The sequence below is a fragment of the Escherichia sp. E14S1 genome, assembly GCF_004211995.1.
Lineage (GTDB): Bacteria > Pseudomonadota > Gammaproteobacteria > Enterobacterales > Enterobacteriaceae > Escherichia.
In genome coordinates this window covers 221,166-246,725 of sequence record NZ_RHJQ01000005.1, presented here as the reverse complement: position 1 = coordinate 246,725, position 25,560 = coordinate 221,166, and the positions used below count along the sequence as shown (strand labels likewise).

The following is a 25,560-nucleotide window of genomic DNA, read 5'->3' as shown; positions in this document are numbered from 1 at the left end:
TTCCCCGGCTCTACTTTTATTTCCAAACCCGATGCCGATGCAGCCACATCAGCTTATACGCCGCTGGGATAATAAACAGCGACAGCAAAGGTGCGGTGATCATGCCGCCAATCATCGGCGCGGCGATGCGGCTCATCACCTCTGAACCTGCTCCCGTTCCCCACAGAATCGGCAGCAGACCAGCGATAATCACCGCCACCGTCATCGCTTTCGGGCGCACGCGCAGTACCGCGCCGTGATACAACGCCTCATCCAGCTTCTGCTCGCTGAATGTTTGCGGATTATTCAACGACGGCTCGGCCTCTATGGCGTGACGTAAATACATCAGCATCACCACGCCAAATTCGGCGGCGACCCCGGCAAGGGCGATAAAGCCAGTGCCCGTTGCCACAGAAAGATGAAAGCCCATCCACCACAGCAACCAGATGCCGCCCACCAGCGCAAACGGTACGCTGCTGATAATCAGCAACGCTTCGCCCACCCGACGGAACGCCAGATACAACAGCACGAAGATGATCATCAGCGTCATCGGCACCATGAGTTTCAGCTTATGGTTGGCACGCTCCAGCAACTCAAACTGCCCAGAAAACGCCACGCTGGTGCCCGGTTTTAACTGCACTTTCTCGGCAATCGCTTTTTGCAGATCGTGAACCACCGACACTATGTCACGATCGCGGGCATCGATATAAATCCAGCTCGTCGGGCGCGCATTCTCGGTTTTCAGCATCGACGGTCCGGTAGAGACTTTAACGTCGGCCACGTCTGCGAGGGTAATTTGCTGCTTCATCGGCGTCAGGATCGGCAGCTGACGCAGCGCCTGCGGACTATCGCGCCAGCTTTGCGGATAACGCAGATTAATTGGATAACGGGCAATCCCTTCCACCGTTTCGCCAACCATCGCCCCGCCCACTGCAGAAGTCACAAACAACTGCACATCCGCCACCGTCATACCGTAACGCGCGGCTTTTTCACGGTTAATCTCGACGTTGATATAGCGCCCACCTTCCAGACGCTCGGCAAGAGCAGAAGCCACGCTTGGTACCGTTCGCGCCACTTCTTCAATTTGCTCCGCCATCGCATCGATATCCGCCAGCACAGTGCCGGAAACTTTAATGCCGATGGGGCTTTTAATGCCGGTTGAGAGCATATCGATACGGTTACGAATTGGCGGCACCCACAGATTCGCCAGCCCCGGCAGACGCACGGTGTTATCCAGTTCCTCAATGATTTTGTCCATCGTCATGCCTGGCCGCCACTGATCCTGCGGCTTAAGCTGGATGGTCGTTTCGACCATCTCCAGCGGAGCAGAATCGGTGGCGGTTTCCGCTTTCCCAGTTTTGCCAAATACCCGCGCCACTTCAGGTACGCTCATAATCAGCTTGTCGGTTTTTTGCAGCATGCTCGCCGCCTCCGCTGCGGAAATCCCTGGCAGCGTCGATGGCATATACAACAAGTCGCCTTCATTGATCTGCGGTAAAAATTCCCCGCCAACTTTATTGAGCGGCCAGATAACCGTCAGCACCGAAAGTGCCGCCACCAGCAGCGTGGTTTTTGGCCAGTGCAATACTTTCAGCAACAGCGGATGATAAATACGAATCAAAAAGCGATTGAGCGGGTTACTGCTTTCTGGCGGAATTTTGCCACGGATCCAGTACCCCATCAGGATAGGGATCACTACGATCGCCAGCAGCGCCGCCCCCGCCATCGCATAAGTTTTGGTGAACGCCAGCGGGCCAAATAGACGCCCTTCCTGCCCTTCCAGGGTGAAGATCGGGATAAACGACAGCGTGATAATCAGCAGACTGATAAACAGCGCCGGACCTACTTCAACAGATGCATCGGTGATCACCTGCCAGCGCGTTTTATTATCCAGCGTGGCGTCAGGATGCTGGTGCTGCCACTCTTCGAGCCGTTTATGCGCATTCTCGATCATGACGATGGCGGCATCGACCATCGCCCCGACGGCAATCGCAATACCGCCCAGCGACATAATATTGGCGTTCAGTCCCTGGAAGTGCATGACAATAAAAGCAATACACAACCCCAGCGGCAACGAAATAATCGCCACCAGCGCCGAGCGCACATGCCAGAGAAACAGCGCACAGACTACCGCCACCACAATAAACTCTTCCAACAGCTTGCCGCTGAGGTTGTCGATGGCCCGGTCAATGAGCTGGCTGCGATCGTATGTTGTAACTATCTCCACGCCTTCCGGCAGACTACTTTTCAGCGTTTCCAGTTTGTCCTTCACGGCAGCGATCACTTCACGGGCGTTTTTGCCGGAGCGCAGGATCACCACCCCGCCAGCCACTTCGCCTTCGCCGTTCAGTTCGGCAATGCCCCGGCGCATTTCCGGTCCAATCTGGACCTTGGCAACATCACGCAGATAAACAGGCACGCCATTTTCACTGGCTTTTAAAACGATATGATTAAAGTCGTCGAGCGTTTGCAGATAGCCGCTGGCGCGCACCATATATTCCGCTTCCGCCAGTTCGATCGACGAACCGCCCGCTTCCTGGTTTGAAGCATTCAGCGCGCTTTTCACTTCGGCGAGACTGATGCCATACTGCGCCAGGCGCTGGGGATCGATAACCACCTGATACTCTTTCACCACACCGCCCACCGACGCCACTTCCGCAACGTCAGGGATGGTTTTTAGCTCATATTTGAGAAACCAGTCCTGCAATGAGCGTAAATCGGCCAGATCGTGCTTACCGCTGCGATCCACCAGTGCATATTCATAGATCCAGCCAACGCCCGTGGCATCTGGCCCCAGCTCGGCGCTGACTCCCGCAGGCAGCTTACCCTGTACCTGGTTGAGGTACTCCAGCACCCGCGAGCGCGCCCAGTACGGATCGGTGCCATCTTCGAAAATGACATACACATAAGAGTCGCCAAACTGCGAGAAACCGCGCACCGTCTTCGCGCCAGGCACCGACAACATGGTGGTGGTCAGCGGATAAGTCACCTGATTTTCAACGATTTGCGGCGCCTGACCGGGATAGCTGGTTTTAATAATCACCTGCACATCGGAGAGATCCGGCAGCGCATCCACTGGCGTGTTAATGATGGTCCAGGTACCCCAGATACTTAGAAACAACGCGCCCATCAGTACCAGAAAACGGTTTGCCACCGAGCGACGAATAATCCATTCAATCATTGGTTATTCCCTCAATGCGCATGGGTAGCACTTTCAGAGCGCATCCGCTCCAGAGCGCCAGAAATATTGGCTTCGGAATCAATCAGGAACAGGCCGCTGGAAACCACCTTTTCACCTTCTGCCAGACCAGAGCGTAACGCGGTGACGCCTTGCGATGCCTGGAAAACGGCAACGCGTTTCGGTACAAAGCGCCCGTCGGCATCAACAGTAATCACCCGCTGTTCGCTGCCGGTATCTATCAGCGCCTGTGACGGAATGAGCAGCATCGGTTCGCTGACAGTGTTGAGTTGCAACCAGGCGTTCATGCCCGGTTTTAGCGCCTCGTCGGCGTTGTCGACTTCCAGACGCAGCTGCAGCGTGCGGGTCGCGGCATCCACGCCGGGTAACAGCGTCCATTTGCGGATGGTGAGTGTTTTATCCGGTCGCGCCGGAACGGTGAGCGTAAACTGCGAGGCATCTTTCACCAGCCAGGCAATGGACTCCGGGATTGCGGCAGTGACCCACACCGGGTCCATACCCTGAATTTTCGCGACCACGTTATCTTTGGCAATATTCATACCCGCGCGCAGATCAAACGCGGTGATCACGCCATCAATGGGCGCTTTGAGCGTAAAGCGAGTCTGGATTTTTTGCGTGGCAATCAGGCGGCGAATATCCGCCTCCGGCATTCCCGCCAGTCGCAGCCGCTCAAGAATGCCTTCAGTCTGGGTCGCCGTACCGCCGGTTTCGCGCAGCAGTAAATACTCACTCTGCGCTTCCACCCAGTCGGGAATGGTCAGATCGAGAAGCGGTGTCCCCTTTTGCACTTTATCGCCCACGGTAAGCGGATAAACCTTATCGATAAACCCGGCAGCGCGAGCCTGCACAATGGCATACTGATACTCGTTGTAACTGACATTGGCAGGGAAACTCTGGGCAAAAGTCAGCGGCCCGCGCGTGACGGTAGCCGTTTTCACCCCCAGATTTTGCGTCTGGGTCGGGTCAATGCGTACACCAGACGCAGAACTCTCTTCATCGGCATATTTCGGCACCAGATCCATATCCATAAACGGCGATTTACCTGGTTTATCGAACCGCGTATTGGGATACATCGGGTCGTACCAGAATAAGACTTTACGTTCTGCGGTCGACGTTTTTTCTGCGGGCGGTTCAGCTTGGGCAAACCAGGTAAAACCTGCCGCAGAAATAATACCGCCCGCGATCATGCTGCCGATAATAAGCGCGATTTTTTTCATCTCATTAAACCTGGGTTACTGGCTGACTTTAATATCCTGTAATAAAGAAAGGTTGCCCTGCTGGACAAAATTAAACGCCACTTTGTCGCCGGTTTTAATTTCACTCATTTTCGTCTGCGGGGTGATAGTAAAGCGCATGGTCATCTCCGGCCAGTTCACGGCAGCAATCGGATCGTGATGGATGGTGATTTTTTTGCTTTCCAGATCAACACCTTTTACCACGCCAGTGGCGCTAATAACCTGTGGTTGTGCTTCGCTCATGGTTTCATGATGATGTTCGTTAGCCTGGGCATTAAAGCCAATAACGGTAAACAGACTGAACATTGCGACTTGCAGTGCTTTTTTCATTTATTCTCTCCTGGAGTTAAAAGTCATACTCTAAATAATTCGAGTTGCAGGAAGGCGACAAGCGAGTGAATCCCCAGGAGCTTACATAAGTAAGTGACTGGGGTGAGCGAACGCAGACGCAGCACATGCAACTTGAAGTATGACGAGTATATTGGTGTCAACCGCCACCAAGTGCGGTATATAAAGAAATTTCGTTAACCTGACGGGCATAATTCAGGTCAAGTAAAGTTTGTCGGGTTGCAAATAAAGAACGTTCGGCATCCAGCACTTCCAGATAACTTACCGCGCCGTGCTGATATAATGCCCGCGCCCGTTGCAAAGTAATTTGCAGCGATGCCAGATAACGCTGCTGGGCGCTGATTTGATCGTTCAGGCTTTGACGTAATGCCAGCGCATCTGCCACTTCTTTAAAAGCATTCTGGATTTTCTGTTCATAATTCACCACCGACTGCTGCTGGCGAATTTCGGCGATATCCAGATTTGCCTGGTTGCGTCCGGCATTAAAAATGGGGATCTCAATTTTGGGAATAAAATTCCACATCCCGCTGCTGGCGTTAAATAATGACGACAGATCGCTGCTGGCGGTCGATATTCCGCTGGTCAGGTTTATAGACGGGAAAAATGCCGCACGTGCTGCGCCAATATTGGCATTAGCCGCCATTAACGCGTGTTCAGCTTCCATAATATCCGGGCGCTGCAATAAAATTTGCGACGACAAGCCCGCCGGTAATTTAACGCTTTGCAGGCTGCCGCTGTTTACTGTCTGCGCTTGCGGCAGCTTGCCGTAGCTACCCAGTAACAGTTGCAATGCATTATTCGCCTGCGCCAGTTCACCCTGACGTTTAGCGATGTCGCTGCGGGTACTTTCTATCACTCCGCGAGCCTGTTCCAGCGCCAGAACATTGCTGCTACCGGTCAACAATTGTTTTTCGACAAACGCATATGACTGCTGATAATTACGCAGCGTTTCTTCGGCTATTTGCAATTGCGCATACGCCAGCTGCTGATTGAAATAGCTTTGCGCGACATTAGAAACCAGCAGAATATGCACCGCGCGTCGGGCTTCCTCAGTGGCTAAATAATTCTGTCGCTCGGCTTCACTCATGTTCTTTAAACGACCGAAAAAATCGAGGTCAAAGCTGGCGTTAAGGCCAGTCGAGAACTCCCGCGTCGTGGCGGAATCGCCTTTAAGATTGCCGCTCCAGCTGCCGCTGCCCTCGCCATTGAGCTGTGGGTAGCGGTCGGCATCGGTCAGACGATATTGCGCCCGCGCCTCCTGAACTTTCAGCGTCGCCATGCGCAAATCCCGGTTATTCACCAGCGCCTCGCTAATCAGCGTCTTCACCTGATTATCAACAAAAAAGGTGCACCAGCCCGCGTTCTGGTAGTTATCCGCTGCGTTAACCAGGCCGTTCTGGCTGAGTGAGAACTGCTGCGGCACGGGCATTGCCGGACGCTGATAATCCGGTGCCAGTGAGCAACCGCTTAGCGCAAGGGCCACACAAAGTGTCAGGAATTTACAATGAGACATAGGCGCATAATTTCTGGTGATTTTATGCCGCCAACTTTACTCGCCAGGCTCTGATTTTCCGGTGACAGGAAAATGACAAAATTGTCATTTTGCCAATAAGCGATTGCCATCTGATCCCGCTACTCTAGAATTGCCCGAGCAACATGCGGAGGAAATATGAAACTGTTGATTGTCGAAGATGAAAAGAAAACCGGAGAATACTTGACCAAAGGGTTAACCGAAGCCGGTTTTGTGGTCGATTTGGCCGACAACGGGCTGAATGGCTACCATCTGGCGATGACCGGTGATTATGACCTGATAATCCTCGATATTATGCTGCCGGACGTGAACGGCTGGGATATCGTGCGCATGTTGCGTTCCGCCAATAAAGGGATGCCGATTCTGTTGCTTACCGCGCTTGGCACCATTGAACATCGCGTCAAAGGGCTGGAGCTGGGAGCGGATGACTATCTGGTGAAGCCGTTCGCTTTTGCTGAACTGCTGGCGCGGGTGCGCACTCTACTGCGGCGCGGGGCGGCGGTGATTATCGAAAGTCAGTTTCAGGTTGCCGATTTGATGGTCGATCTCGTCAGCCGCAAAGTCACCCGCAGCGGCACGCGCATCACTTTGACCAGTAAAGAATTTACTCTGCTGGAGTTTTTCCTTCGTCATCAGGGCGAAGTGCTGCCCCGCTCGCTTATCGCCTCGCAGGTGTGGGACATGAATTTCGACAGCGACACCAACGCCATTGATGTGGCGGTGAAGCGGCTACGCGGCAAAATCGACAACGACTTTGAGCCAAAGCTGATTCAAACCGTGCGCGGCGTAGGCTATATGCTTGAGGTGCCGGATGGCCAGTAAGCCATTTCAACGCCCGTTTTCGCTGGCAACCCGCCTGACCTTTTTTATCAGCCTTGCCACCATCGCGGCGTTTTTCGCCTTTGCCTGGATCATGATCCACTCGGTAAAAGTGCATTTTGCCGAGCAGGATATTAATGATTTAAAAGAGATTAGCGCTACCCTTGAACGGGTACTTAATCACCCTGACGAAACGCAAGCCCGACGCTTAATGACGCTGGAAGATATCGTCAGTGGTTATTCCAACGTGTTGATTTCCCTGGCAGATAGCCACGGTAAAACGGTGTATCACTCCCCCGGTGCGCCAGATATCCGCGAGTTTACGCGTGACGCAATACCCGATAAAGACGCGCAGGGCGGTGAGGTGTATCTCCTTTCCGGCCCGACGATGATGATGCCGGGCCACGGTCACGGGCATATGGAACACAGCAACTGGCGGATGATTAGCTTGCCGGTTGGCCCGCAGGCGGACGGCAAACCGATTTATACGCTCTACATCGCGCTTTCGATCGATTTTCATCTTCATTACATAAATGATTTGATGAATAAACTTATTATGACCGCATCGATCATCAGCATCCTGATCGTCTTTATCGTGCTGTTGGCGGTACATAAAGGTCACGCGCCGATCCGCAGCGTCAGCCGTCAAATCCAGAATATCACCTCGAAAGATCTCGACGTTCGCCTTGACCCGCAGACCGTGCCGATTGAGCTGGAACAGTTGGTACTGTCGTTCAACCATATGATCGAGCGTATTGAGGATGTCTTTACCCGCCAGTCCAATTTCTCAGCGGATATCGCCCACGAAATTCGCACACCAATTACGAATCTCATTACGCAAACGGAAATCGCCCTCAGCCAGTCGCGCAGCCAGAAGGAGCTGGAAGATGTGCTCTACTCTAATCTCGAAGAGCTGACCCGAATGGCGAAAATGGTCAGCGATATGCTGTTTCTCGCCCAGGCCGATAACAACCAGTTAATCCCCGAAAAGAAAATGCTCAACCTGGCGGATGAAGTCGGCAAAGTGTTCGATTTTTTTGAGGCGTTAGCAGAAGATCGCGGCGTGGAGTTGCGGTTTGTTGGCGACAAGTGTCAGGTTGCGGGCGATCCGCTGATGCTGCGTCGGGCGTTAAGCAACCTGCTTTCTAACGCCCTGCGTTATACGCCAACCGGAAAGGCAATTGTAGTGCGCTGCCAGACGGTCGATCACCAGGTGCAAGTTTCCGTCGAAAACCCCGGAACGCCCATTGCGCCCGAGCACTTACCACGATTGTTTGACCGTTTCTATCGCGTTGACCCTTCCCGCCAGCGAAAAGGCGACGGTAGCGGTATCGGCCTGGCGATAGTGAAATCAATTGTTGTCGCGCATAAAGGCACGGTTGCGGTAACGTCAGATGCGCGGGGGACAAGGTTTGTGATTGTGCTGCCGGAGAGGGAGTGATTGTTCACATAGTGCAATGGATATTATTTGAATTGAGAATTTGATATTTCGCCGGGATAAAAAGCGTAAAATCCGTTTCGTGCAGATGGTGAGTTTTATCAGGGTATGGCGGTAGCGTAACTGCCTTTGGATAATATATATAACATGAATGTATTACCCGGATAACTTCACCAGCCAAATATATTGTTTTTATAAAAACAACTTATATTATTTTTAATGGATAAATTCTTGTTAATAATTCGTATTACACTCGATTTATATGGTGATAATTTATCTCCGCATAAATTATTATCACAACTTAAAGAATCATTCAAATTTATTGATTCAAACAAAAAGACCGATGTTGATAAAATACGGCACCGCCAATACGACTTTGGCGCACTATCACTTCAACATCCAGATTGTATTGGCATTGAATATAAATTAACCGAGTACCAAAAATGGTATATCGATTTTATTTTAAAAAATCATATAGCATTTACCACGAACGGTGTCGACCGTGTAGATTTATTTTACAATGTATATTATTCACATCAATGCAATTTTGAAATTTTAGATAAAGAACTACTAAGTTCAATTTCAGGACTTGGCATATCATTTCCTATTAGTGTTTATCAACTAACAAAGGAAGAGCTTATTGATTTATTGGAAACCGAAGGATATTCAACTTTTGAAATTCGAGAAATATTTAGACATGAGCCGTAGGTAAAAATATATAACCAGTGGTTCTTTAGAGTAAAGGTATAACTATCCCCATGATTACAAAATTAATTAAAATAACATGCGAAAAAAATCAAAATAATGACTTTCCCTGATTTAATGCTTTCGTAATCTCATCCATTTATCTTGAGTAAAAAAATATGGAAAAAGTTAATTATATATCGCTATCACTCATTCAAAAAATAGATGATCATTCTCATTTTGGTTCTAAATCTGAACTCTGTATACATGGTGAAAATACAGGAATTACAATTCCTGCAGATTATCTTGAAACTGCAACTTTATTAGATGACGGGCGTTATTTACTTTTTGTGACTGAGGATGTGCCTTTTGAAGAATCTCTTGAATTGCTATTGATAGATATAAAACAGGATATTCAGGAACACGTTACCATTGCACTCCCCTATGGTACCGGAACCTTACGTGAAATGAGACTATATGAGAACCATGTCGAATTTAGTTATTTTTCTGATGAAATATGGAGAGTGGAAGTTTCGTCATCTCGTTTTTTCAGGCTTCCTTTTCAGGATGGTTTTTTAGTAACACGTCATCCATTTCGCTTTAGCTATTTTATTCATATCAAGTTATTTCGGTGATGTTCATACAATCACAATTAAAAATCATTTCAACCAATGATGTAAGCAAGTTTATAAGATGCGGATAAAAATCTTTATATAAAAAGGATTACGAATGGCAACTGCCAGGATAAATGTTTTTTGCACGAATGAAGAGTTGTCTGATTGGCTCGCTATTATAGCCTCAAAATATCAATTACATACAATTTGGTTTGCACTACAAGATGAATACTCTAAGCAATTAGATATCTTAACAGAAAAAATCCCTGCTGTAGCACATCGAATTTATCTTATGCCCAGCATTAGACCTAACAATAGAAGAATAAAGTTTAGTAGCATTGATCGTTGTTGCGGTTGGATTGAAATAAAGCCGGGGTATTTAGTTGAGTATAATGGAGCAAAGATTTTACAACTTACTGAAATTAACACAACTGATTCTGAGGATAAATCAATATGTTTATGTAAAGCCATTAACTGGCTTAAACGACAGATTAAAGCTAATGAATTCTCAGGTGTAACTGGAAAGAACATCATTTATGGTGGAGAAACTATTTATCCTCATATTCTTTATACGCATCAAGCCAAATCTCTTTTTTATGATAAAGTTATCTGGAAACAAGACTTCCTATTCAATTCTGTATATGAGCCATTTATTCCTTAACTCTTTCAGCAAACAATATTAATCACTATGGATATGACTAAAAAAGAAGCATTAGCATTCCTCGCTCTAAATCAACCTATGCCAAATGATTATGACATCACACAGGAACTTATCGATAAATATGACGACGTAAGGCTTTATTTTTGTGCAAATCCTGCTGAAGAAGCCATACCATTATTTTTACAATCGTTTGGGGAAGGTATTGGCTTCGGTGTATATCAGTTGGTCGAAGATTTTTTGTACAAGTGTGATAAAAACATTGTAGCTTCAAATATAGCCAACATACTGGAAAATCCTCTGACAATAAAAAGTGTCCGATATTGGTGTACATTATTAGCAATGGCTTTTCCCGATAACACCTTAATTAAAGGATTAAATATTTCTCTACAATCTGATGATGAAGATACCCGAGACATGGCTATGTTAAGTTTAAAGATGATTACAGAGGAATATAAAACATTTGAATTCCAATAATTCCCCCTTGCATAAAAGATCACCATCATGACAAAAACACAAGCAAAGTTGCTTATTTATAAAGCAAACAAATTTATGCAAAAGCTTGATGGAATTGACTCGTTTAGTATAACCCTGCTATATGATAACTCGTCATTAATGAGAAAAGAGTTTCATCAAACACATAATATTGATTGCCTCAACGACAGACTTTTTTTACCTCATCCGGTCAATATAAATCTTCTAATCAGTCAGATAGTGACATTATCTGGTACAGCTGAATGCTTCCGTTGCTGGCTTATCTATGAAGGTAAAGTAAAAATAGTTATAAATGGGAATAATTTCACCTCATTTGTGCAGAGTATTTTCAGAGAACAGGGAACCTATGATTTAACGTTATTTTTTGACATAACTCGTAGAGTAATAGTAGTCTGTGATAATGAGCATGACATTGATATTTACACCACCACCTATTAAAGCATTGTTTTAGTCAACCAGGAAATGTTCCAATAAAATACACAACTTAAGAGCATAATAACCATGCAATCTACCAATAGCGAATCCCCTTATAAATTTGCAAACAAACTACTGATTGGCCTGTTAGCATGCATGCTATACAGAATAATTTCCATCATAATTACAATCATTTATACCTATTTTACTGTTCCTCATAAAGTACATATATCAACGAATATTTATATATTTTTTCTTTCTTATTTATATCATTGATATTTTTTGTCGTCACCTTCACATCTAGTAAAAAAGTGGCAATTATAATTGCAACGCTATCGATAATATTATTAGGAGTCGAAACCTTTAATTCAGGATTGCCATATCGCGCTTTATCAATGATGTTTTCAGCCATGCTTTCATATTTCTTTATATTTTTATGTAATTTTAAAGATAAAGAAAATTCTAAACATAAAAACGTCCTGAAAGTTGCGTGCGCAATTTTGTACGTTTTTTATCTTTTTTATGAGCACGAATTTTTCAGGAATGTCTCTTTGATTATTTTTTCCTTTGTTATTTTAATGTTCTTTATTTCCTGGTTGAATATTAAACTTTAATAGTCGAAAGAGAAATGAAGTTAACCTTCCTGTACCCACAGCAACGCCGTCTTTTTGTTCAGCACGGGGAAAATGATCTCCCCTGCTCACCTCCTCCAGGCACTTCCACTACATGATGACCTGATCGGTGCCACCGCTCCTCTTCACTATGACGTTAACCTCCCCTCCTTGACACCACGCTTTTGTCTACATTCTACGCAATCGGCAGCTTTTATAACCAGTGTAAAAATAACGTGCCGCAATAGTCATACCTATTAACGGTAAAAAGCTGTCACAATTCATAAAAAACCTTAATATACGCCACCCTAAACATAACCAGCGTTAATGTAAGGTTTTTGTGTGGACTGGCTTCTTGATGTTTTTGCTACCTGGCTCTACGGCTTAAAAGTAATCGCGATAACGTTAGCGGTCATAATGTTCATCAGCGGGCTGGACGATTTTTTCATTGATGTCGTCTACTGGGTACGCCGCATTAAGCGCAAGTTGAGTGTTTATCGCCGCTACCCGCGAATGAGTTACCGCGAACTGTATAAGCCGGATGAAAAACCATTAGCGATTATGGTTCCGGCGTGGAACGAAACAGGCGTCATCGGCAATATGGCCGAGCTGGCAGCGACCACGCTCGACTACGAAAACTATCATATCTTTGTTGGCACTTACCCCAACGACCCTGACACTCAGCGTGATGTTGACGAAGTGTGCGCTCGCTTCCCGAACGTGCACAAGGTGGTCTGCGCGCGTCCTGGCCCCACCAGTAAAGCAGACTGTCTGAACAATGTGCTGGATGCCATTACCCAGTTTGAACGTAGCGCCAATTTCGCCTTTGCTGGTTTTATCCTGCATGATGCTGAAGACGTGATTTCGCCAATGGAGTTGCGTCTGTTCAACTATCTGGTCGAGCGTAAAGATCTGATTCAGATCCCTGTGTATCCGTTCGAACGCGAATGGACGCACTTCACCAGCATGACCTATATCGATGAGTTTTCAGAACTGCATGGCAAAGATGTTCCGGTGCGTGAAGCTCTCGCCGGACAGGTGCCTAGCGCAGGCGTCGGTACCTGCTTCAGCCGCCGCGCCGTGACCGCGCTGTTAGCCGACGGTGACGGTATCGCTTTCGACGTGCAGAGTCTTACTGAAGATTACGACATTGGTTTCCGCCTGAAAGAGAAAGGTATGACGGAAATTTTTGTCCGTTTTCCGGTGGTGGACGAAGCCAAAGAACGCGAGCAGCGTAAATTTTTACAGCACGCGCGGACATCAAACATGATCTGCGTGCGCGAATATTTCCCCGATACCTTTTCGACTGCGGTTCGGCAAAAGTCTCGCTGGATCATCGGCATTGTTTTCCAGGGTTTTAAAACTCACAAATGGACCTCCAGCCTGACGCTGAACTACTTTCTCTGGCGCGACCGCAAAGGGGCAATCAGTAACTTTGTCAGCTTCCTCGCGATGCTGGTAATGATCCAGCTTTTGCTGTTGCTGGCGTATGAAAGCTTGTGGCCTGATGCCTGGCATTTCCTTTCTATCTTCAGCGGCAGTGCATGGTTTATGACCCTGCTGTGGCTAAACTTTGGCTTGATGGTTAACCGCATTGTGCAGCGGGTGATTTTTGTCACCGGCTACTACGGTTTGACACAGGGCCTGCTTTCCATCCTGCGTCTGTTCTGGGGCAACCTGATTAACTTTATGGCTAACTGGCGCGCGCTGAAACAGGTTCTTCAGCACGGCGATCCGCGTCGCGTGGCGTGGGATAAAACGACGCACGATTTCCCCAGCGTGACTGGCGATACCCGTTCGTTGCGCCCATTAGGTCAAATTCTGCTGGAAAATCAGGTCATCACCGAAGAGCAACTCGATACAGCACTGCGTAATCGTGTCGAAGGTTTACGTCTCGGCGGTTCGATGCTAATGCAAGGATTGATCAGCGCCGAACAACTGGCGCAAGCGCTGGCTGAACAAAACGGCGTGGCGTGGGAATCCATCGATGCCTGGCAGATCCCTTCTTCGCTGATTGCCGAAATGCCGGCCTCCGTGGCGCTACATTATGCGGTGCTGCCGCTGCGTCTGGAAAATGATGAGTTAATTGTCGGTAGTGAAGACGGTATTGACCCGGTTTCTCTGGCAGCGCTGGCGCGTAAGGTCGGACGGAAAGTACGTTACGTCATTGTTCTGCGTGGACAAATTGTCACTGGATTACGTCACTGGTATGCACGTCGGCGCGGCCACGATCCACGGGCAATGTTGTACAATGCGGTTCAGCATCAGTGGCTCACGGAACAGCAGGCCGGTGAAATCTGGCGGCAATATGTGCCGCATCAGTTCCTGTTCGCCGAAATACTGACCACGCTCGGTCATATTAATCGTTCAGCCATTAACGTGTTGTTATTGCGCCATGAACGCAGTTCTCTGCCGCTCGGCAAGTTTTTGGTCACCGAAGGCGTTATCAGCCAGGAAACGTTGGATCGCGTACTGTCAATTCAACGCGAATTACAAGTTTCGATGCAATCATTATTACTCAAAGCAGGTTTAAACACAGAACAGGTTGCGCAACTGGAGTCCGAAAATGAAGGAGAATAACCTTAATCGCGTCATCGGATGGTCTGGTTTACTGCTGACGTCTTTATTGAGTACCAGCGCACTCGCAGACAATATCGGCACCAGCGCAAAAGAGCTGGGGCTGAGCGACTATCGCCATTTTGTTATTTATCCCCGTCTCGATAAGGCGCTGAAGGCACAGAAAAATAACGACGAAGCAACCGCCATCCGCGAATTTGAATATATACACCAGCAGGTGCCGGATAATATTCCGTTGACGTTATATCTGGCGGAAGCTTATCGCCATTTTGGTCATGATGACCGCGCGCGATTATTGCTTGAGGATCAACTGAAACGTCACCCAGGGGATGCCCGGCTTGAGCGAAATCTGGCGGCAATTCCAGTGGAAGTGAAAAGCGTCACTACTGTTGAAGAGTTGCTCGCCCAGCAAAAAGCGTGCGATGCTGCACCGACCCTGCGTTGTCGCAGTGAAGTCGGGCAGAATGCGCTGCGGCTGGCGCAGTTGCCTGTCGCCAGAGCGCAACTGAACGATGCAACGTTTGCCGCATCGCCGGAAGGGAAAACGCTGCGAACCGATCTGCTGCAACGGGCAATCTACCTGAAACAATGGTCGCAGGCAGATACGCTATACAATGAAGCACGCCAGCAGAATACATTAAACGCGGCAGAGCGCCGTCAGTGGTTTGACGTTCTTCTTGCCGGAGAACTGGACGATCGGATCCTTGCTCTGCAATCAGTGGGGATCTTCACCGATCCACAGTCATACATTACTTACGCGACCGCGCTGGCTTATCGTGGCGAAAAAACACGTCTCCAGCGTTATCTCGCTGAAAATACACCGCTATTTACCACTGATGCTCAAGAGAAAAGCTGGCTCTATCTGTTATCGAAATACAGCGCCAATCCCGTGCAGGCATTGGCGAATCATCAGGTACAGTTTGTCGATAACCGCCAGTATGTTGTTGGCGCAACGCTACCGGTGCTGTTAAAAGAAGGTCAGTACGACGCGGCGCAAAGACTGCTCGCTACCCTCCCCGCCGATGAAATGCTTGAAGAGCGTTATACCATCAGCGTGGCGACCCGTAATAAAGCAGAAGCGCTGCGTCTGGCACGATTGTTGTATCAGCGAGAACCGGCAAATCTTACGCGACTGGATCAACTCACCTGGCAACTGATGCAGGCCGGGCAGTCACGCGAAGCTGCCGATTTATTATTGCAACGCTATCCCTTCCAGGGCGATGCGCGTGTCAGCCAGACTTTAATGACACGGCTGGCTTCTCTGCTGGAAAGTCATCCTTACCTGGCGACGCCTGCAAAAGTGGCGATTTTATCGAAACCCTTGCCGCTGGCGGCGCAACGTCAGTGGCAAAGCCAGTTACCGGGTATTGCGGATAATTGCCCGGCAATCGTTAGTTTGCTTGGGGATATGTCACCTTCTTACGATGCTGCCGCCTGGAACCGCCTGGCGAAGTGTTATCGGGAAACACTTCCCGGCGTGGCGTTATATGCATGGCTTCAGGCGGAAAAAAGGCAACCGAACGCCTGGCAACACCGCGCAGTGGCTTATCAGGCATACCAGGTGGAAGACTACAACACCGCCCTGGCAGCCTGGGAGAAAATCAGCCTTCACGAAATGAGCAATGAGGATCTGCTCGCCGCCGCCAATACCGCTCAGGCGGCGGGAAATGGCGCGGCTCGCGATCGCTGGCTTCAACAGGCAGAACAACGCGGGCTGGGAAACAATGCCCAATACTGGTGGCTGCATGCGCAACGTTATATCCCAGCTCAGCCAGAACTTGCACTGAACGACCTCACTCGCTCAATTAACATTGCGCCTTCTGCCAATGCTTACGTCGCGCGGGCAACGATTTATCGGCAACGTCATAATGTCTCAGCGGCAGTGAGCGATCTGCGCGCCGCGCTTGAACTGGAGCCCAATAACAGCAACACCCAGGCGGCGCTCGGCTACGCCCTGTGGGATAGTGGTGATATCGCGCAGTCGCGGGAGATGCTGGAACAGGCGCATAAAGGACTACCGGACGATCCGGCACTGATCCGACAACTGGCCTACGTGAATCAACGTCTGGATGATATGCCTGCGACGCAGCACTACGCACGGCAGGTGATTGATGACATTGATAATCAGGCGCTGATTACACCGCTAACGCCGGAACAAAATCAACAACGCTTTAATTTCCGTCGTTTGCATGAGGATACCGGTCGCCGCTGGAGTTTTAATTTTGATTCCTCTATCGGGTTACGCTCAGGGGCAATAAGCTCGGCAAGCAATAATGTCGGCGGTTCGGCGCCAGGTAAAAGCTATCGCAGTTACGGGCAGCTGGAAGCGGAGTACCGCATCGGGCGCAATATGCTGCTGGAAGGCGACCTGCTCTCGGTTTATAGCCGCGTCTTTGCCGATACCGGAGAAAACGGAGTGATGATGCCGGTGAAAAATCCGATGTCCGGCACCGGATTGCGCTGGAAGCCGCTGCGCGATCAGATCTTTTTCCTCGCCGTTGAACAGCAGTTCCCACTAAACGGGCAAAATGGCGCCTCCGACACCATGCTGCGTGCCAGCGCCTCGTTCTTTAACGGCGGAAAATACAGCGATGAGTGGCACCCGAACGGTTCTGGCTGGTTTGCGCAAAACCTGTATCTCGATGCGGCGCAATATTTTCGTCAGGATATTCAGGCGTGGACGGCAGATTATCGAGTTAGCTGGCACCAGAAGGTAGCGAACGGGCAGACTATTGAACCTTACGCTCACGTACAAGGTAACGGCTATCGGGATAAAGGTACTCAGGGCGCGCAGGTGGGCGGCGTCGGCGTTCGCTGGAACATCTGGACCGGCGAGACGCACTACGACGCCTGGCCGCACAAAGTCAGTCTCGGCGTCGAATATCAACATACCTTTAAGGCGATTAATCAACGTACAGGGGAGCGCAACAACGCGTTTCTCACCATTGGAGTGCACTGGTAAATGCGTAAGTTAATTTTCGTATTGCTGACACTTTTGTTGGTCAGTCCTTTTTCCTTTGCGATGAAAGGTATTATCTGGCAGCCACAAAATCGCGATAGTCAGGTCACCGACGCCCAGTGGCGTGGGTTGATGAGTCAGTTGCATTTGCAAGGATTCGACACCCTGATTCTGCAATGGACCCGTTACGGCGATGCGTTCACCCAGCCAGAACAGCGGGCATTATTGTTTAAGCGTGCCGCAGCTGCGCAACAAGCTGGCCTGAAGCTGATTGTTGGTTTGCATGCCGATCCGGAATTTTTTCTGCATCAGAAGCAGTCGTCCGCGGCGCTGGAGAGCTATCTTAATCGCTTGCTGGTCGCCGATCTCCAGCAGGCCAGATTATGGAGCGCCGCACCCGGCGTTACGCCGGATGGCTGGTATATCAGCGCAGAAATTGACGACCTGAACTGGCGCAGCGAAGCCGCTCGCCAGCCATTGCTGAAGTGGTTAAACAACTCACAACGGCTGATCAGTGATGTTTCGGCGAAACCGGTTTATATCAGTAGCTTTTTCGCCGGAAACATGTCGCCCGATGGCTATCGGCAACTGCTGGAACAAGTGAAATCTACTGGCATCCACGTCTGGGTTCAGGATGGTAGCGGCGTCGATAAACTTACTGCCGAACAGCGTGAGCGTTATCTGCAGGCCAGTGTCGATTGCCAAACTTTCTCCCCCGCCAGCGGCGTTGTTTATGAACTGTTTGTCGCCGGTAAAGGTAAAACCTTTGAAGCAAAACCAAAACCGGATGCAGAAATTGCTTCGCTGTTAGCGAAACGTTCCTCCTGCGGCAAAGACACGCTCTATTTTTCCCTGCGCTATTTGCCTGTCGCTCACGGCATTCTTGAGTATTAATGATTTAAGGGAGCAACTTTGCTTGCTCCTTTCCTTTTCACTTTCCTGGTCAGAATCCTGTAAATATTAATTGGACACAAATAATCGGTGTAGCCACTACTCAGAGGCATTATATAATCATATTCATGCCACCATATAATCTTTAAATAAGAACAATTACTCATCAGTTGCATTAGTATATTTCTTTACACGGAAATATACTTTTATCTAATACACAAAGAGAGTCAATGATGAGTAAAATTACAGGTGTTTTAGTTGATAACCATATCTATGATATTAAAAATGATATGAAGGGTGGTTACAATTTTCCTAATAGCCTGTTCCCAGGCGCCACCTTCAAGATGGTCATTGATAATGACCCCGTTAATAATGACAAGGTAATATGGAGCTGTAGCACTGATGCAGGCAATAATGCTCTGGCGGTTAGTCAGGATGGCACAGTGACTTTTCCGAATGTAGATGAAAGGTGCGTTTGGAAGATTTTTGCTATTTTTGCCACTGATAAAATAACGAATAAATCCGCCGGCGCTTATACTTTTCTCGTGAAGCGTTTTTTCAAATACAGCATTGAAAATTATAAATCAGTTAAAAATATTTTACCGTGGATTGAAAACATGAACGGAGAATTTCCTGAAGCGCAGGATATCGACAGTTACGATTATAATGATCATAATTCAGGACATATTATCAAGCGAGAAGTTAACGCAGGACTTTTCCAGGAATGGGGCAATGTAGCTAATAGTGGATGGAACACAAATAGTGAGTGTGCAGGTATTTGTAGAATTTACGCTTTTAATAAAGAAAACAATACTTATTATTGGCTGAAAAATGATGGGTTCAGACAGGAATTGAGCGGGGGGTTCACTGCTCAGGCAGTTGCATCCTACAGTGAACCCATCGACTGATTGTGCTTTTTGTCCACTATCACTTGAATTATTGCAGCGTAAAAAAGCAGCCCGTATAAACATACGGGCTGATGCATTTTATTAAATTTGAACGAAACTATTTTTAATGTGGTGCGCTTCGTGACAATAAGTTAATTACCAACACTCCGGCACAAATCAACATCATGCCTATAATGGCTGGCAGGTCCAGCCGTTGGCCAAAAAATCCCCAGGACAGTAAACTAATCAGGACGATACCGACTCCTGACCAGATAGCATAAGCAATCCCTGTAGGAATATAAGCCAGCGTCTGAGCTAATAACCAGAATGATGCACAGTAACAAATAATTGTACCAACAGAGGGCCATAACCGTGTAAACCCCTCTGAAAACTTCATTAAGGTTGTACCAATGACCTCTGCAAGTATTGCACCACCAAGATAAATATAAGGGTTCATAGCCTATTCTTTCCTGTTAATACCGAAGAGAATTGTACTACAGTTTGAACTTAACTCACTGGTTTCTGCTGGTGCATTCATTGACGTTCTTCATCAGTGCTTCAGGAAATGGGCGGATGGGAATCCATAGAAATGGTGCGTAGATATGCTCACCTTGCGCCTAATCATTTGACAGAGCACGCGAGGAAAACTGACGACATTTTTGGTGATGATGTCCCAAAGATGTTCCATGTCTGAAATTATGGGGAAATAAAGAAGGCGTAACTGATTGAATTGTAATGGCGCGCCCTGCAGGATTCGAACCTGCGGCCCACGACTTAGAAGGTCGTTGCTCTATCCAACTGAGCTAAGGGCGCATTACACCGCGAGATGCTGTAATCGCGTGAATTATACGGTCAACCCTTGCTGAGTCAATGGCTTTTGAACCGGTTGCTGAACAAGTGTACGGCGGTGTCTATTTATCTCACCATGAGAGCAAGGAAACACATATCCGCCCTCAGTCTGGGACAGGTAAACCTGTTTTCATTGATAAAGAGTACAATTTTCTTACGTTACGAAAAATTGTGCGTTTATATGAGCCGGGTAACTATCAAACCAGCAACTCTCTGTTGCCAAAAAAACAGCGGATTACAGATAGTCCAGAAAACGAAACCTGACAGCGCGCCCCGCTTCTGACAAAATAGGCACATCCCCTTCGACCTACGTAACAGATGGAATCCTCTCTCTGATGGCAGCAAAGATTATAGATGGTAAAACGATTGCGCAGCAGGTGCGCTCTGAGGTTGCTCAAAAAGTTCAGGCGCGTATTGCTGCCGGACTGCGGGCGCCGGGACTGGCCGTTGTGCTGGTGGGTAGCAATCCTGCATCGCAAATTTATGTCGCAAGCAAACGCAAAGCTTGCGAAGAGGTGGGATTCATCTCCCGCTCATACGACCTTCCGGAAACCACCAGCGAAGCAGAGCTGCTGGAGCTTATCGATGTACTGAATGCCGACAACACCATCGATGGCATTCTGGTACAACTGCCATTACCGGCGGGTATTGATAACGTCAAAGTGCTGGAACGTATTCACCCGGACAAAGACGTGGACGGTTTCCATCCTTACAACGTCGGTCGTCTGTGCCAGCGCGCGCCGCGTCTACGTCCCTGCACTCCGCGCGGTATCGTCACGCTGCTTGAGCGTTACAACATTGATACTTTCGGCCTCAACGCCGTGGTGATTGGCGCATCGAATATCGTTGGTCGCCCGATGAGCATGGAACTGCTGCTGGCAGGTTGCACCACCACCGTGACTCACCGCTTCACTAAAAATCTGCGTCATCATGTAGAAAACGCCGATCTGTTGATCGTTGCCGTCGGTAAGCCGGGCTTTATTCCAGGTGACTGGATCAAAGAAGGCGCAATTGTGATTGATGTCGGCATCAACCGTCTGGAAAATGGCAAAGTTGTGGGCGACGTAGTGTTTGAAGACGCGGCTAAACGCGCCTCCTGGATTACGCCTGTCCCCGGCGGCGTTGGCCCGATGACGGTTGCCACGCTGATTGAAAACACGCTACAGGCGTGCGTTGAATATCATGATCCACAGGGTGAGTAACATGGCGACATTTTCTTTAGGTAAACATCCGCACGTTGAGCTGTGCGACTTGCTGAAACTGGAAGGCTGGAGCGAAAGCGGCGCGCAGGCGAAAATCGCGATTGCAGAAGGCCAGGTAAAAGTCGACGGCGAAGTTGAGACGCGTAAACGTTGCAAAATCGTCGCCGGTCAGACTGTGAGTTTTGCGGGTCACAGCGTACAGGTTGTTGCCTGATCCCTTTCCCGGCCTGTATCAACAGGCCGGTTCTCTTTTCAGACTTTTGCCCTCTACGCCCCGTTCATCCATGCTGATAGCATCGACATTTTGCCGAAGCGACCATCATGCCAACCGTTATTACGCACGCAGCCGTTCCCCTATGCATTGGTTTAGGGTTGGGTTCGAAAGTCATCCCTCCGCGTCTGTTATTTGCCGGAATCGTCCTGGCGATGCTGCCCGATGCCGATGTATTGTCGTTTAAATTTGGCGTTGCTTACGGCAATGTTTTTGGTCATCGCGGGTTTACCCATTCGCTGGTGTTTGCGTTTGTTGTCCCGCTGTTATGCGTACTGATTGGGCGTCGATGGTTCAGGGCTGGGCTGATTCGCTGCTGGCTGTTTTTAACCGTCTCGTTGTTATCGCACAGTTTGCTGGATTCGGTAACAACTGGCGGCAAAGGCGTTGGCTGGCTGTGGCCGTGGTCAGATGAACGCTTTTTCGCTCCCTGGCAGGTGATTAAAGTCGCGCCGTTTGCGTTGTCTCGTTACACCACGCCGTACGGACATCAGGTGATAATTTCTGAATTGATGTGGGTGTGGTTGCCGGGGATGGTGCTGATGGGAATGTTGTGGTGGCGCAGGCGATAACCGGATGCGAGAACTCGCATCCGGCAATAGCGCAATTACTTACGACGCCAGGTGGTCCCTTGCGGGCCATCTTCCAGCACGATCCCCATCTCGTTAAGACGGTCACGCGCCGCATCTGCCGCCGCCCAGTCTTTCGCTTTACGGGCATCCAGACGCTGTTGAATTAACGCTTCAATCTCAGCCACTTCGCTGTCGTCTGCCTGCGCACCGCTTTGCAGGAACGCTTCCGGTTCTTGCTCCAGCAGGCCCAATACAGCGGAAAGTTTACGCAGGTGAGATGCCATTGCGTTCGCCGCTGCCATATCTTCTGCTTTCAGACGGTTCACTTCACGCGCCATATCAAACAGCACGGAATAGGCTTCCGGGGTGTTGAAATCATCGTCCATCGCTTCAATAAAGCGCGCTTCAAACGCTTCGCCACCAGCAGGAGCAACGGTTTTGTCTGTACCGCGCAGCGCAGTGTAGAGACGCTCCAGCGCCGCACGCGCCTGCTTCAGGTTCTCTTCGCTGTAGTTCAGCTGGCTGCGATAGTGGCCCGACATCAGGAAGTAACGCACGGTTTCCGCGTCGTAGTATTTCAGCACATCGCGCACGGTAAAGAAGTTACCCAGCGATTTGGACATCTTCTCGCGGTCAACCATCACCATCCCGGAGTGCATCCAGTAATTCACATACTGACCATCATGGGCACAGGTGGACTGAGCGATTTCGTTCTCGTGGTGCGGGAACATCAGATCTGAACCGCCGCCGTGGATATCAAAGTGGTTACCCAGCTGCTTGCAGTTCATTGCCGAACATTCAATGTGCCAGCCAGGACGGCCCGCGCCCCACGGAGACGGCCAGCTCGGTTCGCCCTCTTTCGACATCTTCCACAGAACGAAGTCCATCGGGTTGCGTTTGTCGTCGACCACGTCAACGCGCGCGCCTGCCTGCAGCTGGTCGAGATCCTGACGTGACAGCACGCCATAAGTCGGATCGGTCGGGACGTCGAACATCACGTCGCCGTTGTCAGCCACATAAGCGTGACCTTTGGCGATCAGTTGTTCAGTGAGTTCAATAATTTCTGCGATATGGTGCGTCGCGCGCGGCTCCATATCCGGGCGCAGAATGTTCAAAGCATCAAAATCTTTGTGCATTTCGGCGATCATGCGATCCACCAGCGCCACAAAGCTTTCGCCATTTTCATTGGCGCGCTTGATGATTTTGTCGTCGATATCGGTAATGTTACGCACATACTTCAACTTATAGCCGAGGAAACGCAGGTAACGCGCAACCACGTCAAAGGCAACAAAGGTACGCCCGTGACCGATATGACAGAGATCGTAAACGGTGATTCCACACACGTACATGCCGACTTCCCCGGCGTGAATAGGCTTAAATTCCTCTTTTTGGCGTGTCAGAGTATTGAAGATTTTTAGCATCGAAGATTCCGTTTAGACATGTGTGGGTAATTGAGTTGCGTATAATACCCATATTTCCCGCGCGAATCAGCATACATTGCGAGATGATCCGATCGTGCGGTTATGCTATAACACCACCCTATATATGACCCGAACCGGGTTGAAGCACCAATCAAACGGAACAGGATGCAAAAATGGTTACTTTCCACACCAATCACGGCGATATTGTCATCAAAACTTTTGACGATAAAGCACCTGAAACAGTTAAAAACTTCCTGGACTACTGCCGCGAAGGTTTTTACAACAACACCATTTTCCACCGTGTTATCAACGGTTTTATGATTCAGGGCGGCGGTTTTGAGCCGGGCATGAAACAAAAAGCCACCAAAGAGCCGATCAAAAACGAAGCCAACAACGGTCTGAAAAACACCCGTGGTACGCTGGCAATGGCCCGTACTCAGGCACCGCACTCTGCAACTGCCCAGTTCTTCATCAACGTGGTTGATAACGACTTCCTGAACTTCTCCGGCGAGAGCCTGCAAGGTTGGGGTTACTGCGTGTTTGCTGAAGTGGTTGAAGGCATGGACGTAGTCGACAAAATCAAAGGTGTCGCTACCGGTCGTAGCGGTATGCACCAGGACGTGCCAAAAGAAGACGTTATCATTGAAAGCGTGACCGTTAGCGAGTAATCGTGGCGACACTCTTTATTGCAGATCTTCATCTCTGCGTGGAAGAACCGGCGATCACCGCCGGTTTTCTGCGTTTTTTAGCGGGAGAAGCCCGCAAGGCCGACGCGCTGTATATTCTTGGCGATCTGTTTGAAGCCTGGATTGGCGACGACGATCCCAGCCCGTTTCATCGCCAGATGGCGGCAGCGATCAAAGCGGTATCCGATTCCGGCGTTCCCTGTTATTTCATTCATGGCAACCGTGATTTTCTGCTCGGCAAACGCTTTGCCCGTGAAAGCGGCATGACGTTATTGCCGGAAGAGAAGGTGCTCGAACTTTATGGTCGTCGGGTATTGATTATGCATGGTGACACGCTGTGCACTGACGATGTGGGTTATCAGGCTTTTCGCGCTAAAGTCCACAAACCCTGGTTGCAAACGCTATTCCTCGCCCTGCCGTTGTTTGTGCGCAAACGTATTGCCGCGCGAATGCGAGCAAACAGTAAAGAAGCCAACAGCAGTAAATCGCTGGCGATCATGGACGTTAACCAAAACGCGGTGGTCAGTGCGATGGAAAAACATCAGGTGCAATGGCTGATTCACGGGCATACCCATCGCCCGGCAGTGCATGAGCTCATCGCCAATGCGCAACCGGCTTTTCGCGTGGTACTCGGTGCCTGGCATACGAAAGGTTCAATGGTGAAAGTCACGGCAGATGACGTTGAATTAATTCATTTTCCCTTCTGAACACGAATGAATAGATTCTGAAAAAGCGCCGGACTAACGCAACCTGTATATCTTTTTCTGAGCCAGCAAGGTAATAAATCCCTGAGTGAAATAACAACAGAGAATATTATTATGCAACGCTGCAACGGATTTTTTATTTCTGGCATCGCCCTTACGGCAGGTGCACCTCTGTGTATTAGCTGGTTCGGTCTTGTCGGCTTCTATTTTGGCGCATTGTCACTGGTAGCTGCGGCGGTCATTTCGTGGATAGTCTATTTCTGGCTCATTTATTTAGTACTCACCCGCCCTCACAACCAACGCTTTGTAGAAAGATTTATATTGATTGTTGGTATTTGCTTTTTTCCGTGGAGCATTGTGCTGATATGGGCATTCTTTGCCAGTTCAGCCAGAGCGCATAATCAACACGCAGAGCAGACTAAAAACTCAACAACTGACGGTTAATTCCGCCTACGCAACCGTTTTCCTTGCTCTCTTTCCGTGCTATTCTCTGTGCCCTCTAAAGCCGAGAGTTGT

The 25,560-nt window shown here is 49.0% G+C and carries 25 protein-coding genes, 1 tRNA gene and 1 pseudogene; 19 read left to right on the top strand and 8 right to left on the bottom strand.

Going from position 1 to position 25,560, the window contains the following annotated elements; all coding sequences use genetic code 11:
• Positions 1 to 16 precede the first annotated feature (16 nt).
• From cusA to cusC, 4 genes are all read right to left on the bottom strand, one after another.
• Complete coding sequence (gene cusA, locus D9734_RS07140) at positions 17 to 3,160, bottom strand: Cu(+)/Ag(+) efflux RND transporter permease subunit CusA (RefSeq protein ID WP_130206399.1); 3,144 nt, start codon at positions 3,158 to 3,160, stop codon at positions 17 to 19.
• A gap of 11 nt (positions 3,161 to 3,171) precedes the next feature.
• Positions 3,172 to 4,395: a Cu(+)/Ag(+) efflux RND transporter periplasmic adaptor subunit CusB gene (gene cusB, locus D9734_RS07135; protein ID WP_130206397.1), complete on the bottom strand. Its 1,224-nt coding sequence runs from the start codon at positions 4,393 to 4,395 to the stop codon at positions 3,172 to 3,174.
• Positions 4,396 to 4,410: 15 nt separating this feature from the next.
• Entirely contained in the window at positions 4,411 to 4,743 is a 333-nt protein-coding gene (cusF, locus tag D9734_RS07130) for a Cu(+)/Ag(+) efflux RND transporter periplasmic metallochaperone CusF (RefSeq protein ID WP_000709873.1), read from the bottom strand.
• 157 nt (positions 4,744 to 4,900) lie between these two features.
• Complete coding sequence (gene cusC, locus D9734_RS07125; RefSeq protein ID WP_130206395.1) at positions 4,901 to 6,274, bottom strand: Cu(+)/Ag(+) efflux RND transporter outer membrane channel CusC; 1,374 nt, start codon at positions 6,272 to 6,274, stop codon at positions 4,901 to 4,903.
• A gap of 156 nt (positions 6,275 to 6,430) precedes the next feature.
• On the opposite strand from cusC, the gene cusR reads away from it, so the two are divergent.
• From cusR to D9734_RS07085, 7 genes are all read left to right on the top strand, one after another.
• The gene (gene cusR / locus D9734_RS07120) at positions 6,431 to 7,114 is read left to right on the top strand and encodes a copper response regulator transcription factor CusR (protein ID WP_000770953.1); all 684 of its coding nucleotides are present in this window, start codon (positions 6,431 to 6,433) and stop codon (positions 7,112 to 7,114) included.
• Complete coding sequence (gene cusS, locus D9734_RS07115) at positions 7,104 to 8,552, top strand: Cu(+)/Ag(+) sensor histidine kinase CusS (protein ID WP_130206393.1); 1,449 nt, start codon at positions 7,104 to 7,106, stop codon at positions 8,550 to 8,552. Before cusR ends, cusS begins: the two co-directional genes overlap by 11 nt.
• A 228-nt stretch (positions 8,553 to 8,780) precedes the next feature.
• Positions 8,781 to 9,257: a hypothetical protein gene (locus tag D9734_RS07110; RefSeq protein WP_130206391.1), complete on the top strand. Its 477-nt coding sequence runs from the start codon at positions 8,781 to 8,783 to the stop codon at positions 9,255 to 9,257.
• A gap of 155 nt (positions 9,258 to 9,412) precedes the next feature.
• Positions 9,413 to 9,868, top strand: a complete 456-nt coding sequence (locus D9734_RS23495) for a hypothetical protein (RefSeq protein ID WP_240780534.1) — start codon at positions 9,413 to 9,415, stop codon at positions 9,866 to 9,868.
• 94 nt (positions 9,869 to 9,962) lie between these two features.
• On the top strand, positions 9,963 to 10,508 hold the full coding sequence (locus D9734_RS23490; RefSeq protein WP_240780533.1) for a hypothetical protein: 546 nt from the start codon (positions 9,963 to 9,965) through the stop codon (positions 10,506 to 10,508).
• A gap of 33 nt (positions 10,509 to 10,541) precedes the next feature.
• Complete coding sequence (locus D9734_RS07090) at positions 10,542 to 10,982, top strand: hypothetical protein (RefSeq protein WP_240780532.1); 441 nt, start codon at positions 10,542 to 10,544, stop codon at positions 10,980 to 10,982.
• 27 nt (positions 10,983 to 11,009) lie between these two features.
• Positions 11,010 to 11,438, top strand: a complete 429-nt coding sequence (locus D9734_RS07085; RefSeq protein WP_130206387.1) for a hypothetical protein — start codon at positions 11,010 to 11,012, stop codon at positions 11,436 to 11,438.
• A gap of 181 nt (positions 11,439 to 11,619) precedes the next feature.
• Here D9734_RS07085 and D9734_RS23225 read toward each other — a convergent pair whose 3' ends face one another.
• Positions 11,620 to 11,826, bottom strand: coding sequence for a hypothetical protein (locus D9734_RS23225; protein ID WP_165383271.1), 207 nt, complete (start codon positions 11,824 to 11,826; stop codon positions 11,620 to 11,622).
• Positions 11,827 to 12,367: 541 nt separating this feature from the next.
• On the opposite strand from D9734_RS23225, the gene nrfB reads away from it, so the two are divergent.
• From nrfB to D9734_RS07060, 4 genes are all read left to right on the top strand, one after another.
• Entirely contained in the window at positions 12,368 to 14,605 is a 2,238-nt protein-coding gene (gene nrfB / locus D9734_RS07075) for a cyclic di-3',5'-guanylate-activated glycosyltransferase NrfB (RefSeq protein WP_130206385.1), read from the top strand.
• Positions 14,592 to 17,564 (top strand): bacteriophage adsorption protein NfrA, encoded by a 2,973-nt coding sequence (gene nfrA, locus D9734_RS07070; protein ID WP_130206383.1) that lies wholly within the window; start codon positions 14,592 to 14,594, stop codon positions 17,562 to 17,564. The genes nrfB and nfrA overlap by 14 nt, the downstream gene beginning before the upstream one ends.
• A complete protein-coding gene (locus D9734_RS07065; RefSeq protein ID WP_130206381.1) occupies positions 17,565 to 18,455 on the top strand; it encodes a DUF4434 family protein in 891 nt (296 codons plus the stop codon).
• 227 nt (positions 18,456 to 18,682) lie between these two features.
• Entirely contained in the window at positions 18,683 to 19,360 is a 678-nt protein-coding gene (locus D9734_RS07060) for a hypothetical protein (RefSeq protein WP_130206379.1), read from the top strand.
• Positions 19,361 to 19,463: 103 nt separating this feature from the next.
• Here the strand turns inward: D9734_RS07060 and emrE are convergent, their stop codons facing one another.
• Positions 19,464 to 19,796: a multidrug efflux SMR transporter EmrE gene (emrE, locus tag D9734_RS07055; RefSeq protein WP_001070440.1), complete on the bottom strand. Its 333-nt coding sequence runs from the start codon at positions 19,794 to 19,796 to the stop codon at positions 19,464 to 19,466.
• Positions 19,797 to 19,889: 93 nt separating this feature from the next.
• Between emrE and D9734_RS07050 the strand changes: the two are divergent.
• Positions 19,890 to 20,033 (top strand): annotated as a pseudogene (locus tag D9734_RS07050) (integrase); the annotation flags it as partial.
• A gap of 42 nt (positions 20,034 to 20,075) precedes the next feature.
• Here D9734_RS07050 and D9734_RS07045 read toward each other — a convergent pair.
• Positions 20,076 to 20,152: transfer RNA gene (locus tag D9734_RS07045), tRNA-Arg, on the bottom strand.
• Between the two features lie 57 nt (positions 20,153 to 20,209).
• Here D9734_RS07045 and D9734_RS07040 point away from each other — a divergent pair.
• The 4 genes from D9734_RS07040 to D9734_RS07025 all read left to right on the top strand — a co-directional run bounded on the left by D9734_RS07040 (position 20,210) and on the right by D9734_RS07025 (position 22,233).
• Positions 20,210 to 20,452 (top strand): hypothetical protein, encoded by a 243-nt coding sequence (locus D9734_RS07040; RefSeq protein WP_130206377.1) that lies wholly within the window; start codon positions 20,210 to 20,212, stop codon positions 20,450 to 20,452.
• A gap of 71 nt (positions 20,453 to 20,523) precedes the next feature.
• Positions 20,524 to 21,390, top strand: coding sequence for a bifunctional methylenetetrahydrofolate dehydrogenase/methenyltetrahydrofolate cyclohydrolase FolD (gene folD, locus D9734_RS07035; protein ID WP_130206375.1), 867 nt, complete (start codon positions 20,524 to 20,526; stop codon positions 21,388 to 21,390).
• Position 21,391: 1 nt separating this feature from the next.
• The gene (gene ybcJ, locus D9734_RS07030; protein ID WP_130206373.1) at positions 21,392 to 21,604 is read left to right on the top strand and encodes a ribosome-associated protein YbcJ; all 213 of its coding nucleotides are present in this window, start codon (positions 21,392 to 21,394) and stop codon (positions 21,602 to 21,604) included.
• A gap of 107 nt (positions 21,605 to 21,711) precedes the next feature.
• A complete protein-coding gene (locus D9734_RS07025) occupies positions 21,712 to 22,233 on the top strand; it encodes a metal-dependent hydrolase (protein WP_112036600.1) in 522 nt (173 codons plus the stop codon).
• A gap of 35 nt (positions 22,234 to 22,268) precedes the next feature.
• Here the strand turns inward: D9734_RS07025 and cysS are convergent, their stop codons facing one another.
• Positions 22,269 to 23,654, bottom strand: coding sequence for a cysteine--tRNA ligase (gene cysS / locus D9734_RS07020; RefSeq protein ID WP_000912345.1), 1,386 nt, complete (start codon positions 23,652 to 23,654; stop codon positions 22,269 to 22,271).
• A gap of 173 nt (positions 23,655 to 23,827) precedes the next feature.
• Here cysS and ppiB point away from each other — a divergent pair, with 173 nt between their 5' ends.
• The 3 genes from ppiB (at position 23,828) to D9734_RS07005 (ending at position 25,488) form a co-directional block, all read left to right on the top strand.
• A complete protein-coding gene (gene ppiB, locus D9734_RS07015; RefSeq protein ID WP_000256002.1) occupies positions 23,828 to 24,322 on the top strand; it encodes a peptidylprolyl isomerase B in 495 nt (164 codons plus the stop codon).
• A 2-nt stretch (positions 24,323 to 24,324) separates the two neighbouring features.
• A complete protein-coding gene (gene lpxH, locus D9734_RS07010) occupies positions 24,325 to 25,047 on the top strand; it encodes a UDP-2,3-diacylglucosamine diphosphatase (RefSeq protein ID WP_130206371.1) in 723 nt (240 codons plus the stop codon).
• A gap of 111 nt (positions 25,048 to 25,158) precedes the next feature.
• A complete protein-coding gene (locus D9734_RS07005; RefSeq protein WP_130206369.1) occupies positions 25,159 to 25,488 on the top strand; it encodes a hypothetical protein in 330 nt (109 codons plus the stop codon).
• Positions 25,489 to 25,560 lie beyond the last annotated feature (72 nt).